General features: G+C 31.9%; 13 protein-coding genes. 11 read left to right on the top strand and 2 right to left on the bottom strand.

Going from position 1 to position 16643, the window contains the following annotated elements; translation table 11 throughout:
* The first annotated feature begins 7 nt into the window (after nt 1-7).
* The 8 genes from Q0935_RS06215 to Q0935_RS06250 all read left to right on the top strand — a co-directional run bounded on the left by Q0935_RS06215 (nt 8) and on the right by Q0935_RS06250 (nt 10051).
* Nucleotides 8-1711 carry an alpha/beta hydrolase-fold protein gene (locus Q0935_RS06215; protein WP_299383449.1) on the top strand — a complete coding sequence of 568 codons (1704 nt, stop codon included), beginning with the start codon at nt 8-10 and terminating at the stop codon, nt 1709-1711.
* A gap of 85 nt (nt 1712-1796) precedes the next feature.
* Nucleotides 1797-2483 carry a succinate dehydrogenase cytochrome b subunit gene (locus tag Q0935_RS06220; RefSeq protein WP_299383452.1) on the top strand — a complete coding sequence of 229 codons (687 nt, stop codon included), beginning with the start codon at nt 1797-1799 and terminating at the stop codon, nt 2481-2483.
* A gap of 14 nt (nt 2484-2497) precedes the next feature.
* Nucleotides 2498-4510, top strand: a complete 2013-nt coding sequence (locus Q0935_RS06225) for a fumarate reductase/succinate dehydrogenase flavoprotein subunit (RefSeq protein WP_299383457.1) — start codon at nt 2498-2500, stop codon at nt 4508-4510.
* A 14-nt stretch (nt 4511-4524) separates the two neighbouring features.
* Nucleotides 4525-5271, top strand: coding sequence for a succinate dehydrogenase/fumarate reductase iron-sulfur subunit (locus tag Q0935_RS06230; RefSeq protein WP_299250171.1), 747 nt, complete (start codon nt 4525-4527; stop codon nt 5269-5271).
* Nucleotides 5272-5379: 108 nt separating this feature from the next.
* Nucleotides 5380-6315 carry a M28 family peptidase gene (locus tag Q0935_RS06235; protein WP_299383459.1) on the top strand — a complete coding sequence of 312 codons (936 nt, stop codon included), beginning with the start codon at nt 5380-5382 and terminating at the stop codon, nt 6313-6315.
* A gap of 4 nt (nt 6316-6319) precedes the next feature.
* Nucleotides 6320-8089 carry a DNA mismatch repair protein MutS gene (locus Q0935_RS06240; RefSeq protein WP_299383462.1) on the top strand — a complete coding sequence of 590 codons (1770 nt, stop codon included), beginning with the start codon at nt 6320-6322 and terminating at the stop codon, nt 8087-8089.
* Between the two features lie 91 nt (nt 8090-8180).
* Nucleotides 8181-9158 (top strand): sensor histidine kinase, encoded by a 978-nt coding sequence (locus Q0935_RS06245; RefSeq protein ID WP_299383465.1) that lies wholly within the window; start codon nt 8181-8183, stop codon nt 9156-9158.
* 197 nt (nt 9159-9355) lie between these two features.
* A complete protein-coding gene (locus tag Q0935_RS06250; protein WP_299383469.1) occupies nt 9356-10051 on the top strand; it encodes a LytTR family DNA-binding domain-containing protein in 696 nt (231 codons plus the stop codon).
* 155 nt (nt 10052-10206) lie between these two features.
* Here the strand turns inward: Q0935_RS06250 and Q0935_RS06255 are convergent, their stop codons facing one another.
* Entirely contained in the window at nt 10207-12297 is a 2091-nt protein-coding gene (locus tag Q0935_RS06255; RefSeq protein WP_299383472.1) for a S46 family peptidase, read from the bottom strand.
* 91 nt (nt 12298-12388) lie between these two features.
* Between Q0935_RS06255 and Q0935_RS06260 the strand changes: the two genes are divergently transcribed.
* The 3 genes from Q0935_RS06260 to Q0935_RS06270 all read left to right on the top strand — a co-directional run bounded on the left by Q0935_RS06260 (nt 12389) and on the right by Q0935_RS06270 (nt 14992).
* Nucleotides 12389-13531 (top strand): methionine aminotransferase, encoded by a 1143-nt coding sequence (locus tag Q0935_RS06260; RefSeq protein WP_299383474.1) that lies wholly within the window; start codon nt 12389-12391, stop codon nt 13529-13531.
* A gap of 67 nt (nt 13532-13598) precedes the next feature.
* Complete coding sequence (locus Q0935_RS06265) at nt 13599-14207, top strand: hypothetical protein (RefSeq protein ID WP_299383477.1); 609 nt, start codon at nt 13599-13601, stop codon at nt 14205-14207.
* 2 nt (nt 14208-14209) lie between these two features.
* Nucleotides 14210-14992: an amidohydrolase gene (locus Q0935_RS06270; protein WP_299383480.1), complete on the top strand. Its 783-nt coding sequence runs from the start codon at nt 14210-14212 to the stop codon at nt 14990-14992.
* On the opposite strand, the gene Q0935_RS06275 is transcribed toward Q0935_RS06270, so the two are convergent.
* A complete protein-coding gene (locus tag Q0935_RS06275) occupies nt 14976-16589 on the bottom strand; it encodes an Ig-like domain-containing protein (protein WP_299383484.1) in 1614 nt (537 codons plus the stop codon). The two genes, Q0935_RS06270 and Q0935_RS06275, sit on opposite strands and share 17 nt — an antisense overlap.
* Nucleotides 16590-16643 lie beyond the last annotated feature (54 nt).

The following is a 16643-nucleotide window of genomic DNA, read 5'->3' on the forward strand; positions in this document are numbered from 1 at the left end:
TGTTATTATGAAGATGCTATTTATTGGTTTTACTTTTTGTTTCGTGTTGTTTGGTTGTGCTAAACAACAATCTTACACTTCTATTATTGAAAAGGCTCAAGAGTTGTCTCTAGACAAAGATTCTACAGTGCATATAAAAGCGCTTGAACTTTACGAAAAAGCATTTGCTAAATATCCAGATAGTATAGACGACTATTCTGTTTACGAAGCAAGTGTTGTTGCTAGTGATATAAAAGACTTTGATAAAGCATTTAAATATCTAAAGCCAATAGCAGCACTTGAAGAAGATATGTTTGGCTATCCTGGCTGGGATTATATTTTAGGTGAATATGCAGAAGGTGATTATAAAAACCTAATGCAAGAAGATAGGTGGGTAGCGTTAAAAGAAAAAGCGATACTTGATAAAAAGCTATTTTTTGAAAAATTAAAAACGGATGAAGCTGAGTTTTTTAGCGTTAAAAATGGTGTAGAGATTAGTGATTTTGAAGCTCCCGAATTGTATCAATATCTTAAAAAATCAAACAATTACTTGCCTAAGAAAAAGCAAGATTATTCCATTTCCTTTAAAATAAACGATACGGTGGGTACTTCTTATTTTGTGCATTTGCCTAAGAATTATAATCCTGAAAACAAACACGCTGTGTTATTTTATTTACATGGAGCGGTTAGAGGTAATGTGCTTTCAGAGTTTGAAACAAAACTCAATTTAATGTACGATAATGCTAGGTATGCTAAAAGAGCAGAAGCTAATAATGTTATTTTAGTTTTTCCGAAAGGCGATAAAAACTTTAATTGGATGTTAGGAGATGATGGTTTTTTTATGATTCCAGAAATAGTAAATCAACTTAAAACAGCATTAAATATAGACGATAATAGAATTCATGTTTCAGGACATTCTAATGGAGCAACGGGTTCTTTTTCTTACTTGGTAAAGCAACCAACTCAGTTTGCTGGATTTTATGGTTTTAATACGCATCCTAAAGTTTATACAGGTGGCACTTTTATAGAAAATGTATTATCACGTTCTTATATTAATTTTTCTACAGATCAAGATTATTACTATCCGCCAAATGCAAACGACAGTTTAAATAAGGTAATGGCATCTTTAAATGCCGATTATAAAGACTATCGCTATAATGGTTTTCCGCATTGGTTTCCGGCTTTCGAAGCTTCTGAACCAGCGTACGATATCTTATTTAAAGATCTTGTTAGTAGAAAAAGGAATCCTTTTCCAAAAGATATTCAATGGGAGTTTGATGATAATAATTATGGAACTGTAGATTGGATTGCAAATGCAAAATTAGATACGCTTAAAACTAAAAAAGAATGGCAAAAAACCTTAAATTTTGATATTAACAAATGGTTTAAACTAACTAAAAATGATAGCTTAGTAGAAGTTGAGGTTAATGAAAAAGCATTTGATTTTCCAAGGCAGTCAGGTAAAATAAAGGCAAGTTACAGTAATAACGAATTTAGGTTAGAAACCTCAAGGATTAAATCGGTTAACATTACTATTTCACCAGAAATGGTAGATTTAAATAAAGCAATAAAAGTATATGTAAATGGGAAGTTATATTTTAATAATAAAATAGGCTATAATAGGTCTTTTATGCTAGGTAATTTTAATCGATTTAAAGATAGAAATCAGCTTTGGATTAATTTTATACCTATAGAAATAGATTGGCGCCTGCCTAAAGTAAACTCATTCTAAATAAATTTTTAAAAACTAGTAAAACTTGTTTGGCTAAGCGTGGCTTAGTATATTTGTGTATATTATAATCAAACTATAAAAAATAATGAGCGGAATTTTAAATTCTTCAATAGGAAGAAAGTTTGCGATGGCACTTTCAGCACTCTTTCTAATGTTTTTTTTACTTCAACATTTTTCAATAAACATACTTTCGGTATTTAGTCCTGAGACTTTTAACGATGTTTCTCATTTTATGGGAACCTTTCCGTTAGTACAATATGTATTACAGCCCGTTTTAATTTTCGGTGTTGTTTTTCATTTTGTAATGGGATTTGTTTTAGAAATTAAAAACAACAAAGCAAGACGAATTAGTTATGCAAAAAACAATGGAGGAGCAAATTCTTCTTGGATGAGTAGAAACATGATTTGGAGTGGTGCTGCAATTTTAGCATTTGTTTGTCTTCACTTTTACGATTTCTGGTTTCCAGAAATAAACACAAAGTTTATTGTTGGTGATATGTCTGGTCTTGTAGATCCAAACAATGCAGCAAGTGGTTACAGATACTTCGAAGAGCTACAACACAAATTTGTAGATTTATGGAGAGTTGTACTTTATGTAGTTGCATTTGTATTCTTAGCATTACACTTACTACACGGTTTCGATTCAGCTTTTCAGTCTGTTGGAGCAAATAACAAATACACAAAAGGGTTAAAAAGATTTAGTAAAATTTATGCAATTGGGATTCCTTTAGGATTCATCTTTATTGCTGTTTTTCACTTTTTAAACCACTAAAAAATATAGTTACTATGAGTTTAGATTCAAAAGTACCTCAAGGTCCAATTAAAGATAAATGGACAGATTATAAAAATCATATCGACTTAGTAAACCCTGCAAACAAACGTAACATAGATGTTATTGTTGTTGGTACAGGATTAGCTGGTGGATCGGCTGCTGCTACTTTAGCAGAGCTTGGATATAACGTAAAAGTATTTTGCTTTCAAGATTCTCCAAGACGTGCACACTCTATTGCAGCGCAAGGAGGAATAAACGCAGCAAAAAATTATCAAGGAGATGGTGATTCTACTTACAGATTATTTTACGATACTGTAAAAGGTGGAGATTACCGTTCTCGTGAAGCTAACGTATACCGTTTAGCTGAGGTATCTGCAAATATAATTGACCAGTGTGTTGCTCAAGGTGTTCCTTTTGCACGTGAGTATGGTGGATTATTAGATAACCGTTCATTTGGTGGTGTATTAGTATCACGTACTTTTTATGCAGCTGGACAAACAGGACAACAATTGTTATTAGGAGCGTATTCTGCTATGAACCGTCAAATTGGTCGTGGTAAAATTAAAATGTACAACCGTCACGAAATGTTAGACGTTGTTAAGGTTGATGGAAAAGCTCGTGGAATTATAACACGTAACTTAATTACTGGAGAAGTAGAACGTCACTCGGCTCACGCTGTAGTTCTTGGAACTGGTGGTTATGGTAACGTATTCTTCTTATCGACTAACGCGATGGGATCTAATGTAACAGCAGGTTGGAAAGCGCATAAAAAAGGTGCTTATTTTGCAAACCCTTGTTACACACAAATCCACCCAACATGTATTCCTGTTTCTGGAGATCATCAGTCTAAATTAACATTGATGTCTGAGTCTTTAAGAAATGATGGACGTATTTGGGTGCCAAAACATAAAAAAGATGTTGAGGCTATTAAATCTGGTGCATTAAAGCCTAGAGAATTAGCCGAAGACGATAGAGATTATTACTTAGAGCGTCGTTATCCTGCATTCGGAAACTTAGTGCCTCGTGATGTTGCCTCTCGTGCAGCAAAAGAACGTTGTGATGCTGGTTTTGGAGTTAATGCAACAGGAGAAGCTGTATTCTTAGATTTTGCTTCGGCAATTCAACGTTACGGTAAAGAAACTGCTCACGTTAAAGGATTAGACGAAAACGATGCTGCTCTTGTTAAAAAATTAGGACAAGAAGTAATCAAAAATAAATACGGAAACTTATTCCAAATGTATGAGAAGATCGTAGATCAAGATCCATACAACACACCAATGATGATTTATCCAGCAGTACACTACACAATGGGTGGTGTTTGGGTTGATTATAACTTAATGACAACTGTTCCTGGTTTATACTGTATTGGAGAAGCAAACTTCTCTGATCATGGTGCAAACAGACTTGGTGCTTCGGCATTAATGCAAGGTTTAGCAGATGGTTATTTTGTATTACCTTATACAATTGGTGATTATTTATCTAACGATATTAGAACAGGACCAATTTCTACAGATTCTAAAGAATTTGAAGAAGCTGAAAAAGAGGTTAGAAAACAATTAGAGTTCTTCGTTACTAATAAAGGATCTCATTCTGTAGATTATTTCCATAAGAAATTAGGAAAAATCATGTGGAACAAAGTAGGGATGTCTAGAAACGTAAAAGGTTTAACTGAAGCTATTGCTGAAATTAAAGCGTTAAGAGAAGAATTCTGGAAAGAAGTTAAAGTGCCTGGAACTAATGAAGAATACAACGAAGAATTAGCAAAAGCTGGTCGTGTTGCAGATTTCTTAGAGCTAGGAGAATTGTTTGCTAAAGATGCTCTTAATAGAGAAGAATCTTGTGGTGGACACTTTAGAGAAGACTCTGTAGAATTAGATGGAGAACAAAAAGGAGAAGCTTTACGTAATGATAAAGACTTTGCTTATGTATCTGCTTGGGAATATAAAGGAGAACCAAGTGATGCTGTTTTACACAAAGAAGAATTAGAGTTTAAGGATATAGAATTAAAACAAAGATCATACAAATAAGGAAAGCTATGGATATGAATTTAACGTTAAAAATTTGGCGTCAAAAAAACGCTAGTGATAAAGGGAGTATGGTTGATTATAAAGTCAGCGATATTTCTCCAGATATGTCTTTCCTTGAAATGTTAGATGTTTTAAACGAACAATTAATTAATAATGATGAAGAGCCAGTAGCTTTCGATCACGATTGTCGTGAAGGAATTTGCGGTATGTGTTCTTTATATATTAATGGAGAAGCACACGGTCCAGATCGTGGTGTAACAACATGTCAGTTACATATGCGTATGTTTAAAGATGGCGATACTATTACTATCGAGCCTTTTAGAGCAACTGCATTTCCTGTAGTAAAAGATTTAATTGTAGATAGAAGTTCTTTCGATCGTATTCAACATGCAGGAGGATTTATTTCTGTAAATACATCAGGAAATACTATCGATGCTAATGCAACTCCAATTAACAAAGCAGATGCAGATACAGCATTCGAAGCAGCAACTTGTATTGGTTGTGGTGCTTGTGTAGCGTCTTGTAAAAACTCATCAGCAATGTTATTTGTTGGAGCTAAAGTATCTCAGTTTGCATTATTACCTCAAGGTAAAGTGGAAGCTACAGATCGTGTATTAAACATGGTTAAGCAAATGGACGACGAAGGTTTTGGTAACTGTACCAACACTGGAGCTTGTGAGGTGGAATGCCCTAAAGGAATTTCTTTAGAAAATATTGCACGTATGAACCGTGAGTATTTAGCAGCTAGCTTAAAAGGATAATAAGCACAGAAATGTCACTCAGAGCATTAGCGAAGAGTCTTAAATAATTAAAAACCCAAGCCAATCGCTTGGGTTTTTTTGTTAGCTTTACCTATAATTATTTTTAATATGAAAAGAACATATCCACTATATATATTAGCATTAGGTATATCGCTTGTAAGTTGTAAAACACAAACAGCAGAGGCGCCAAAAAAGGTTGAGAATACAACTCCAATAACTAACTATTCATATTCAACTAAAACCTTACTTAAAAACATTAAAACGTTATCTTCTGATGCTTTTGAAGGTAGGAGAACGGGAACTAAAGGCGCAAAAAAAGCTAAAGATTATATTATTAAAGCTTTCAAAAAAGAAGATGTAAAACCTTTGGGAGCAGATTATGGTCAGCCATTTACTTTCGGTAAATATGAAGCTGAAAACATTTTAGGATTAATTGAAGGTGCAGAAAACACAAATAAATACATAGTTTTATCGGCACATTACGATCACGAAGGAGTAAAAGGAGGAAAGATATATAATGGTGCAGATGATGACGCTTCTGGTATTTCGGCATTGTTCGCTTTCGCGGAATACTTCCATAAAAATCCACCAAAGCATAATGTTATTTTAGCTGCATTCGATGGCGAGGAATTAGGTTTAAAAGGTGCTTATCATTTTGTGAAAGACAATACAATTCAGCAAAGAAATATTGTTTTAAACTTAAATATGGATATGATTAGCCGAAGCGATAGAAACGAACTCTTCGCAGTGGGATCAAGATATTATCCACATTTAAAACCAACAATAGTAAACTTTAAGGATTTAGGTAAAGTAGATTTACTTATTGGTCACGAAGGATTGGGAGATGGCGATAACTGGACAAATTCTAGCGATCACGCTGCATTTCATAAAGCTAATATTCCTTTTATCTATTTTGGAGTAGCAGATCATGAAGATTACCACAAACCAACTGATGATTTTGAAAGAATTGACAACCAATTTTACCAAGACGCAGTAGAAACAATTATTCAAGTTTTTACAAAATTTGATGCTTTAGAATTATAAAACAATGCAAGATTCAACTCAATATTACCAACAACAACTCGAAATTTATAAAGCAGAGGTTTCAAAATTACACAAGCAACTTACAGTTTTAAGTACTGCAAGACTATTAGCTTTTATGGCTACAATTGTAGTGGTTTATTTTACATTTGGCAATTGGCAAATAGCATTAGGTTGTGGCTTAATTGGTGTGTTTGTGTTTCTGTTTTTGTTATCAAAACACACCGCTTTAAAATCGGAATACGCTTTAAAAAAAGCATTACTTGCTATAAATGAAGAAGAATTAAAAATTGGTTCAGGAGACTTTTTCGATAGAAATGAAGGCTTAGAATTCCAAGATCCGCTTCATAACTATGCATTAGATATCGATTTATTTGGTCGTGGTTCTTTCTTTCAATTTATAAACAGAACAGCAACTAAAATTGGAGCTTTAGCATTATCGAATGCACTTAAGGCTAACAATATTTTAAATATAGAACAAAGGCAAGAGGCAATAAAAGAATTGTCTACAAAGCCAGAATGGAGACAACAGTTTCAGGCTACTGCAAACTTGATAAAAGTTGAAACAAAACCAGATCAAATTGTTTCGTGGCTACACAAACACAAATCGTTTTTACCAAAAGCTTTAAAACGATTGCCTTTAGTGTTTGTTGGTGTTTCAGCATTGCTTCTTATTTTAGGTATTACAAAAGTAATTTCTATAGAGTTTTTTGGATATTGGTTATTAATCGGGTTAGCGGTAACAGGTAAGTATTTAAAAAAGATAAACGATTTAGCTGCAAACACAGATAAAATTAGAGATACATTTAGACAATACGCTCAACTTTTAAATGCTATTGAAACCGAAACATTTTCTTCAACATTACTTATTGAGAAACAAAAAGAAATTCAATTAGAAGGAAAAAAAGCCTCTGCTATTTTAACAGATTTATCCAAGGCAATGGATGCTTTAGATAATAGAAACAATCTTATTTCTGCTATTTTTGGAAATGGTTATTTTCTAACAGATATAAAAAACAGTTTTGCTATTGAGCAATGGATTGAAACGTATCATGATAAAGTGGAAGATTGGTTTGAAGTCGTTACTTTTTTCGATGCTTATAACAGTTTAGGAAACTATGCTTTTAACCATAAACAATATGTATATCCTAAAATTTTAGAAGCTGGTAAAAAAACAACTGTAATAGAATTAGGTCATCCTTTATTAAAAACGGAGAAACGTGTAGACAATGATTTTAATATTGAAACAGAGCAGTTTTTTATTATTACAGGAGCTAATATGGCTGGAAAGAGTACGTTTTTAAGAACTGTTTCTTTGCATATTGTTATGGCAAACGTTGGATTACCTGTTTGCGCAAAATCTAGTGAGTATGTTCCTGTAAAATTAATTACAAGCATGCGTACAAGCGATTCTTTAACAGATGATAGTTCGTACTTCTTTTCGGAATTAACACGTTTAAAATACATTGTAGATGCTATTAAAACGGATAGTTACTTTATTATTTTAGACGAAATTCTAAAAGGTACAAACAGTACAGACAAAGCCATTGGTTCAAGAAAATTTGTGGAGAAACTAGTAGCAAGTAATGCCACTGGAATTATAGCGACTCACGATTTAAGCCTTTGTGAAATTGAAAAAGAATTAGAAGAGGTTAAAAACCATTATTTCGATGCACAGATTATTGACGATGAGTTGTATTTCGATTATACCTTTAAAAAAGGAATTTGCCAAAATATGAATGCTAGTTTCTTGTTGAAGAAGATGGAGATTGTTTAGAGAACGTTCTTAAACATGCTGTTTGCAATGTTTACATGGGTTTTTGTACTTTGTTTTTGATTGTTAAAGCATTTCTCACTACTTTCCAATTGTGAAACAATCCTTTTTAAAAAAACACGGCTCGCAACTATTGGTACACATCCTATTTTGGATGCTTTTTGTATTTGTATCATTATCTATTTTCTCAAGATATTATTGGAAAGAAAATCCGTTTTTACAGTATTTATCAATACTTGTAGTTATTGTTTATGTCAACAATTTCGTGTTATTACCTTTTTTTGTAAAGAAAAAATGGTACATCCCTTATGTGTTTGTATTTGCTATTATTTCCTTTTTTGCAACACAATTGTATTGTAATGTATTTGCGCAGTGTGGTTGTTCTATAATGAAATGCCTCAGCGATTACCTATGGCAAACCTTGGTGCCACTTATTTTCTTTTCGTTTGTATGGGTTTTGTATCGTTTTATAGAAAAACAGGCTGAAGTGGAGCAGGTAAAAAAAGAACATGCAGAAATGGAACTAAAGTTTTTGAAATCGCAAATAAATCCACACGTGTTGTTTAATAATTTGAATACTATTTATTCTTATTCAATAGAAAAACCATCAGAAACACCAGAGCTTATTTTAATGCTTTCAGATAATTTAAAACATGTACTATATGAAAGTAATGCTAAAACTATTTCACTTGAAAAAGAGCTTCAGTTTTTAGATAATTATATCAAGTTTCAACGCATTAGAACCGAAGGTGTAAAACAGATTTTTTATAAAACAGAAGTTCATTTTAATAGTGTAAAAATTGCACCTTTATTGTTAATTACTATAATAGAAAATGCCTTTAAACATAGTACATTAAATAGCGATATTTCTATTAGTATTATTGAAGAGCATGGTGTTTTAGAATGTATTTGTAGTAACGATTATAATAGAGAAAAAGTAAGTTCTACAGATTTTAAAATAGGCTTACAAAATTTAGAAAAACGATTACAATTAATATATAAAGACAACTATAGTTTCAATATTAAAAAGGCTGAACAATTTGTTGTGACTTTAAAATTAAATTTAGATTGAAATAAGTTGTTACGCTAAAGTCTTTTGTCATTCCTGCGAAGGCAGGAATCCACTAGCTAAAGAATGCTAGAATTATTACTAATAGTAATAATGAATTTCAATAATATTAAAAGTAAATATTTATAAAAGGAGCAAGAATAACAAATAGATTCCTGCCTTCGCAGGAATGACAAAAAGAGGATTTAAAATATTAAACAATGACCTGTATAATAATAGAAGATGAAATTCCGGCTCAAAACATCCTAAAAAACTTTTTAGGGAAGCTTACAAACGTGGAATTAAAAGGCGCTTTTCAGTCGGCTACCGAAGCACGTTCGTTTTTAAAAAATAAAACTGTAGATTTTGTTTTTTTAGATATTAATTTGCCAGATATTTCAGGAATAGATTTTATTAAAACCATAAAAAATCCGCCTGCTATAATAATGACGACTGCTTATCCTGATTATGCAGCAGAGAGTTTTTCTTTAGAAACAATTGTAGATTACTTAGTGAAACCATTTTCGTTTGACCGGTTTTTAAAAGCCATTAATAAAGCTGAAAAATTTATTGATAAATCACAAAACACTTCCGAAGAAACCAATAGTGAGATCTTATTTTTAAACGTAGATAAAACACATCATAAAGTTATTGTAGATGATATTTTGTTTTTAGAAAGCGATAGAAATTATATTACAATAGTTACAAAAACACAAAAGTTATCTTATATAGATTCACTTAAAAGTTGGGTTGAAAAACTACCAGAAACCAATTTTATTCAAATTCATAAATCGTTTATTATAAACAGTAACTGTGTGGATAAAATAGCTGGTAATACCATTTATATTGGTAGTAATAAATTACCAATAGGAAGAAGCTTTAAGCAAGAATTACTAAAACAATTAAAGATTACTTAAGTCTAACTTCATTAAAGAGTCTAGCTGTCTTTCTCTAAATAAAAGTGTAATTTATTTAAATAGCATTCTGTATAGTTTATAACCATACTTTAAAACACAAAAAAACTCCGTAAGAATTATACTTACGAAGTTTTATTAACTTATTTAAAAAGTGTTTATTTCTTTTTAGGATGAACCAATTTCATCTCATCAATCAAACGCGTTGCACCTGCAAATTTATCTACAATAAATAGCACGTAACGTGCATCTACCATTATGTTTCTACAAATTTCTGGATCGTAGTTCATGTCACTCATTGTACCTTCCCAAACACGATCAAAATTTAAACCAACAAGATTCCCATGTGCATCTATTGCAGGACTTCCAGAATTTCCACCAGTAGTATGGTTTGTTCCTAAAAAGCAAACTGGCACTTTTCCGTTTTTGTCTGCATATTGTCCGTAATCTTTAGCTGCGTGTAAATCGCGTAATTTTTTTGGTACATCAAATTCGTAATCACCAGGTACAAATTTCTCGATAACACCATCAAGGTAACTTACAGGCTCGTAGTAAACTGCATCTCTTGGAGCGTAACCACGTACTTGACCGTAAGTAACACGTAGCGTGCTGTTAGCATCTGGAAAATAACGTGCATCTGGTAAAGCTTCCATTAAGGCAGTCATGTACTTAGTTTGTAATGCTGTTATTACTTCGTTTTTTTCTTGAAATTGAGGATCAATATTTTTGTAATAATCTTCAATAATTGGCTTAGCATATTTGTAAGCAGCATCTTTATTTAGCTTTTTTAATATACTTTTTTGATCACCTTCAAATAAAGCTAAAGTAGATTCTAAACTTGTAAAAGCAGTTTTATCGTAAATTGAAGCATCTACATTAGAAGTATACATTGGCATAACAGCTTTGTAAACACCTTTATCTACAGTAACATCGTAATTTTTATGAATACCTTTTAAAATATTAACCGTTCCTGTTTTAGCACGCTCAAAAATATCTGGATTATTAGTTATAGCATCTTCCATTTGGTATGCTCTAAACGTCATTTGCATTAATTCGTTAGTAACAATAAAAACTTCTATAAAGTTTCTACGTTTAATATTTACATCGGAAAAATCCTTATAAAGGTTTTCAAATTCTGGTAAAATACTTCCGTATTTGTTAACTAAATCTTTTGTTGTTAAAGCAGTGGTGAATTCAGCTTCAAATTTGCGACGTTCTGCTACTGCATTACTTTTTTCAATTCCTAAATTCTCACCAATCCACTTTTTCCAAGCATTAGCAATTCTTGCTTGTTTAGATGCGTATTTAATACGTACATCGTCACTAGATTTCATTGCATTATCAATCACTTTTAAAGCCGCTTCACGAATAGCAATATTACTTGGGTTAAAATCCTTTGTAATATGCTCGATAGCTACAGCTGGTAAATACTCGTTTGTACGTCCAGGGAAGCCAAAAACAAGAGTAAAATCACCTTCTTCAATACCATCTAAAGAGATTGGTAAAAAGTGTTTTGGCTTGTATGGTTTGTTGTCTTTACTATATTTTGCTGGTCTGTTGTTTTCATCTGCATAAATTCTAAACATAGAAAAATCGCCAGTATGTCTTGGGAAAACCCAATTGTCTGTATCACTACCAAATTTCCCAATGCTTGTTGGTGGTGCACCAACTAAACGAATATCTTCAAAGCGTTCTGTTACAAATAGAAAGTACTGGTTGCCATTGTAAAAAGATTTTACTTTAGTGTCTTGCCAATCTTCTTTTGTCGTTGCGCTTTCTGCAGCATTACTATTTTTACTAATTTGAGATTGCTTCTCTTTTTCGGTCATAGCTTCAGTTACACCAGATAGAACTTTAGACGTTACATCTTCAATTCTAACTATAAATTCTATGTATAAACCTTCGTTTGGTAATTCGTCTTCAAGATTCATTGCCCAAAAACCATCTTTTAAATAATCGTTTTCTAAAGAAGAGTGCGATTGTATTTGGCCAAAACCACAATGGTGATTGGTTAAAATTAATCCTTGATCACTAATAATTTCACTAGTACAACCTCCATTAAAATGCCCAATAGCATCTTTTAAACTAGAATTATTGACATCGTAAATATCTTTGGCTGTTAGTTTACTACCAAGATTTGTCATTTCGTCTTCGTTCATACCTTCTAAAAGCGAAGGAATCCACATTCCGCCTTGCTGTGCCGAAACGTTAACTGTAATTAATAGTAAAATGAATTTTAAAAATTTCATAGTCGATTTGTTTTTTTGAATAGCATCAAATATAAAAAATCGAGAACTAAAATTTGTTAAAATTCATCGAATTTCTAGTTATATTTAGGGTATGAAACATCTATCTAAGCTTCCTAATATTGGGACTACTATATTTTCGGTAATGAGTGCTTTAGCGAACAAGCATAATGCCATTAATATGTCTCAAGGATTTCCTAATTTTAAAAGTGATCAAAAACTAATAGATTTAGTCTCGCAAGCCATGAATTCTGGTTATAACCAATATGCGCCAATGCCTGGAAATATAGAGTTACGAAAAGCAATTGCCAATAAAATGGAATTACTTTATAAAAGCACTTACAATCCAGAGACAGAAATAACTGTTACAGCAGGAGCAACACAAGCTATTTACACTATTATTTCAGCCTTTATTAGACCAAAAGATGAAGCTATTATTTTTCGTCCAGCTTACGATTGTTACGAACCTGCAATAGAAGTTAATGGTGGGAAAACCATTTCTATTCAATTAAATGCACCAGATTATAAAGTGAATTGGGAAGAAGTAGCGACTCACTTTTCTTCAAAAACTAAAATGATTATTATAAACACACCACAAAACCCAAGTGGAAGTGTTTTTTCTAAAGCCGATATGTTAGCGCTTCAAAAACTAACAGAAAACACCAATTGCATTGTTTTGAGTGATGAAGTTTACGAGCATATTATTTATGATGGTCTCGAACATGAAAGCGCTTGTAAGTTTCCAGATTTAAAAGCGAGAAGTTTTATAACAGCCTCTTTTGGTAAGACGTTCCACAATACAGGGTGGAAAGTTGGTTATTGTTGCGCACCAAAAGTATTAATGGATGAGTTTAAAAAAGTGCATCAGTTTAATGTATTTAGTGTAAACCATCCTACACAAAAAGCATTAGCAGATTACTTAAAAGAACCTAATAATTATTTAGGCCTTTCAGCATTCTATCAAACTAAAAGAGACTTGTTTTTAAGTCTAATTAAAGACTCTCGTTTTAAGTTTACTCCAGCAAAAGGAACGTATTTTCAAGTGTTAGATTTTTCTGAAATTACCCAAGAAAGCGACATCGATTTTGCGAAACGATTAACAATAGAGCATGGGTTGGCGTCAATACCATTATCAGTTTTTAACAATAATAAAAAAGACGATAAAGTTTTACGATTTTGCTTTGCCAAAACAGACGATACACTAAAAAAAGCAGCAGAAATTATTAATAATATATAGCAATACTATTATTTGGCAATATATTTGATTATTGAATTACAACTAAAAATTTTAAAATATATAAATAATGAAAAAAGTAATTTTACTAGCTTTCTTTTTAGGATTAAGCTTTACTATTAGTGCACAAGAAGTTTTAAATAATGGTAAGACTTACCAAGTTAAAAAGAGTAAAATCCTTTTAGATGGAGAAGATGTTTCTACTTCTTTTACTGAAGAAGAAAAAGCAGTGATTTTTGAACAAGCAAAGCAAGCTTCAGATGCTATTGAGTTAAAGGAAGATGAGCTTAAGAAAATTAAGGATGAAGAAGAAAGAGTAGCGAAAGAATTAAAAGATGCTGAAAAAGCAAAAGATAGAGAAGAAAAGAAAATAAAAGACGCAGAAAAGAAGGCTGAGAAAGATCAAGAGAAAACAGAAAAAGCCCTTAAAAAAGCCGAAAAAGAACGTAGAGCAATTGCAAAAGAATTAAAAAAGAAAGAAAAAGCCGAGGATAAGGTGAAATCTGCCGAGAAGAATTTAAGCAAAGCAAAAGACAAGTACGAGTCTCAAAATAAAAAATTCGAAAAGCTTAAAAGAAAAGGGAAGCTTTCTCCAGACGATCATGAAAAATGGGAGAAAAAATTCGAAAAACTAAGAAGCAATATCACAAAAGCAGAAAAACGTTTAGGTAAACTTTAGTTATGGCTGATACATTAAACATAGCAATTATACAATCTAATTTAGTTTGGGAGAATGCGGTACAAAACCGCATTAATTTTCAAACTAAAATAGAAGCTATAGTTGAAACCGTAGACCTTATTGTTTTACCAGAGATGTTTACCTCTGGTTTTAACATGAACGCTCAAGCTATTGCAGAAACCATGCAAGGTGAAACCGTTAGTTGGATGCAAGATTTAGCCAAGCAAAAGCAAGCAGCTATTGTTGGTAGTGTTGCTGTTTTAGAAGATTCTAAATATTATAATAGACTCCTTTTTGTTAAACCAAATGGTGAAATAATACATTACGATAAGAGACATAGTTTTTCACTCGCAGGTGAAGATAAAGTCTTTACAGCAGGAACTAAAAAAGTAATTATTGAGTATAAAGGCTGGAATATTTGTCCGCAAGTATGCTACGATCTTCGTTTTCCAGTTTGGGCTAGAAATACAGAAAATTACGATGTGTTGCTTTATGTTGCTAATTGGCCAAAACAAAGAATTGCAGCTTGGGATGCTTTGTTAAAAGCAAGAGCAATAGAAAACATGACTTACTGTATTGGTGTAAATAGAGTAGGGCTTGATGGTAATAGTTTTGAATATCCAGGACATTCCGCAGTTTATGATGCTTTAGGCGAAAAACTCACCAGCGATAATAGCGGAAAAGAAGCAACAGAAATTATAACATTAAATAAATCTCACATAGAAAAAAACCGAAGACATCTAGGTTTTCTAAACGATAAGGATACTTTTAATCTAACAGTTTAAGAGTTGTTACTTCGTCGAAACCAGCTACAGCTTCAATAACATCAGGATGATAACTAACACGTTCTGGTTGTATACCTTTTAAGTAATCTCCAGTATCGTACTTCCCGTTTTTGTTAGTGTCGTAAATAACACGTAAAAAGAAATTTTGAGGATCTAAAAAATTAAAATCTACAGGTTGTGCTTTATCAATGTATTGCTCTGCAACAACCTCGAATTTAGAATCGGTAAGTTGAACTATTACAGGATATTTTGCATTTACAAGTATTATTCTAGAGTTAAAATACTTGTATTGGTTCTGTGTCTTAACGTTGTAACTAAGCGTGTCGTTAGTATTATTAAACAAATCGGTTAAAGCATTTGGAAGTACTTGTATTTTATATTGGTTGTCTACCGTTTTATTAAATTTGAGAGCATAGCTATTTTTTAATGTGTCGTATTCTGTTTTAAAATCTACTAAAGCAGAATCTTTGTCACGAATTGCAATTTTTGTTTCGTCAATACTTTCAAAAGGAATGTTTGATGTTATAAAGAAGTCTTTTTCTACACCTATTGCACCTTTTGGATTAGCACTTACTATTAAAGAATCACGTTCTTTATCTTTTATTCTTACTGTAAACGTGTCCATAACTTTACGGTTGGTGACTTTAAAAATTAGAGAATCGACCTTTAATTTTGGGTTGTAGTAATAGAAAAGCGAATCGGTTTTTTCATCTTTATAATAACGTCCTTTAAAGCTATCGGTAACTTTAGATAGTAATTCAATTTTGGTGTTTTTATAATCGCCTTCGTATCCAAAAATTATTTTTTCGCCAGCAACTAAGCTTGGCTTTGCAGCTCTGTAGTTTGGAGCTTCATTAAATAATTCAAGTTCAAAAGTTTTAGCGGTGTCTTGTGGTAGCGTAATTGGTGTTTCGTAAAATGCTATTTTTTCAGTTTTTTGCTGAAATTTATTATCACCATTTTTATCCTTTAGGGCACGAAGCATATATTTACCAGCCTTTACGTTTTCAATTTTAAAATTAGTAGTACTATCTAATGTATTGGTGATATAATTTGGTTCTCTTTTATATATTAATGAATCAGAATATGTAGAATCCATTTCATATAAAGCAACCGAAACAAAATCATCTACTTCAGAAACTAATGCATCTTTAATAACGCCTTTAACAGAAAGAGAATCTATATACGATCCAGTAGAAAAAACATATCTGTAATATTTAAATGGGTTTTCTTCGTTATTATCCACAATACTATTCCCAAAATTAAAAGCATAAGTAGTATTTGGTTGTAATGTATCGAAAATTTTAATAGTAATATATTTACTTGCAGAACCTAGAGGTGTAATGTCTGGTTGTGTTTTCATTGGTGGAGAAATAACAAGTTGTTTAGACAAGTTTTTAGTTTTTATATACTCATCAAAATAAATTCTAATTTCTTTAGCATTAAAATTAGTAGTATAATTTTCTGGTACAGATTTTACAATAACCGGAGGTGCAACATCTATTTCTCCACCGCTTGGCGTACCTCTATTGGCACAACTAGCAATTATTAATGCAATTGTAATAAAAAATAAAATATTGTAAAATCTGTTTTGCATAGCTATTGTAATTGTTTGCAAAATAACAACATATTTATAAAGTAACATAAATAG

Origin of the sequence: uncultured Lacinutrix sp. (genome assembly GCF_947500605.1) — a bacterium.
Classification (GTDB): Bacteria; Bacteroidota; Bacteroidia; order Flavobacteriales; family Flavobacteriaceae; genus Lacinutrix.

Bases quoted from the DNA above. Each gene is read 5' to 3' on its own strand.
- Q0935_RS06215 (WP_299383449.1), top strand. From the start codon at position 8: ATGAAGATGCTATTTATTGGTTTTACTTTTTGTTTCGTGTTGTTTGGT.
- Q0935_RS06220 (WP_299383452.1), top strand. From the start codon at position 1,797: ATGAGCGGAATTTTAAATTCTTCAATAGGAAGAAAGTTTGCGATGGCA.
- Q0935_RS06225 (WP_299383457.1), top strand. From the start codon at position 2,498: ATGAGTTTAGATTCAAAAGTACCTCAAGGTCCAATTAAAGATAAATGG.
- Q0935_RS06230 (WP_299250171.1), top strand. From the start codon at position 4,525: ATGAATTTAACGTTAAAAATTTGGCGTCAAAAAAACGCTAGTGATAAA.
- Q0935_RS06235 (WP_299383459.1), top strand. From the start codon at position 5,380: ATGAAAAGAACATATCCACTATATATATTAGCATTAGGTATATCGCTT.
- Q0935_RS06240 (WP_299383462.1), top strand. From the start codon at position 6,320: ATGCAAGATTCAACTCAATATTACCAACAACAACTCGAAATTTATAAA.
- Q0935_RS06250 (WP_299383469.1), top strand. From the start codon at position 9,356: ATGACCTGTATAATAATAGAAGATGAAATTCCGGCTCAAAACATCCTA.
- Q0935_RS06255 (WP_299383472.1), bottom strand. From the start codon at position 12,297: ATGAAATTTTTAAAATTCATTTTACTATTAATTACAGTTAACGTTTCG.
- Q0935_RS06260 (WP_299383474.1), top strand. From the start codon at position 12,389: ATGAAACATCTATCTAAGCTTCCTAATATTGGGACTACTATATTTTCG.
- Q0935_RS06265 (WP_299383477.1), top strand. From the start codon at position 13,599: ATGAAAAAAGTAATTTTACTAGCTTTCTTTTTAGGATTAAGCTTTACT.
- Q0935_RS06270 (WP_299383480.1), top strand. From the start codon at position 14,210: ATGGCTGATACATTAAACATAGCAATTATACAATCTAATTTAGTTTGG.
- Q0935_RS06275 (WP_299383484.1), bottom strand. From the start codon at position 16,589: ATGCAAAACAGATTTTACAATATTTTATTTTTTATTACAATTGCATTA.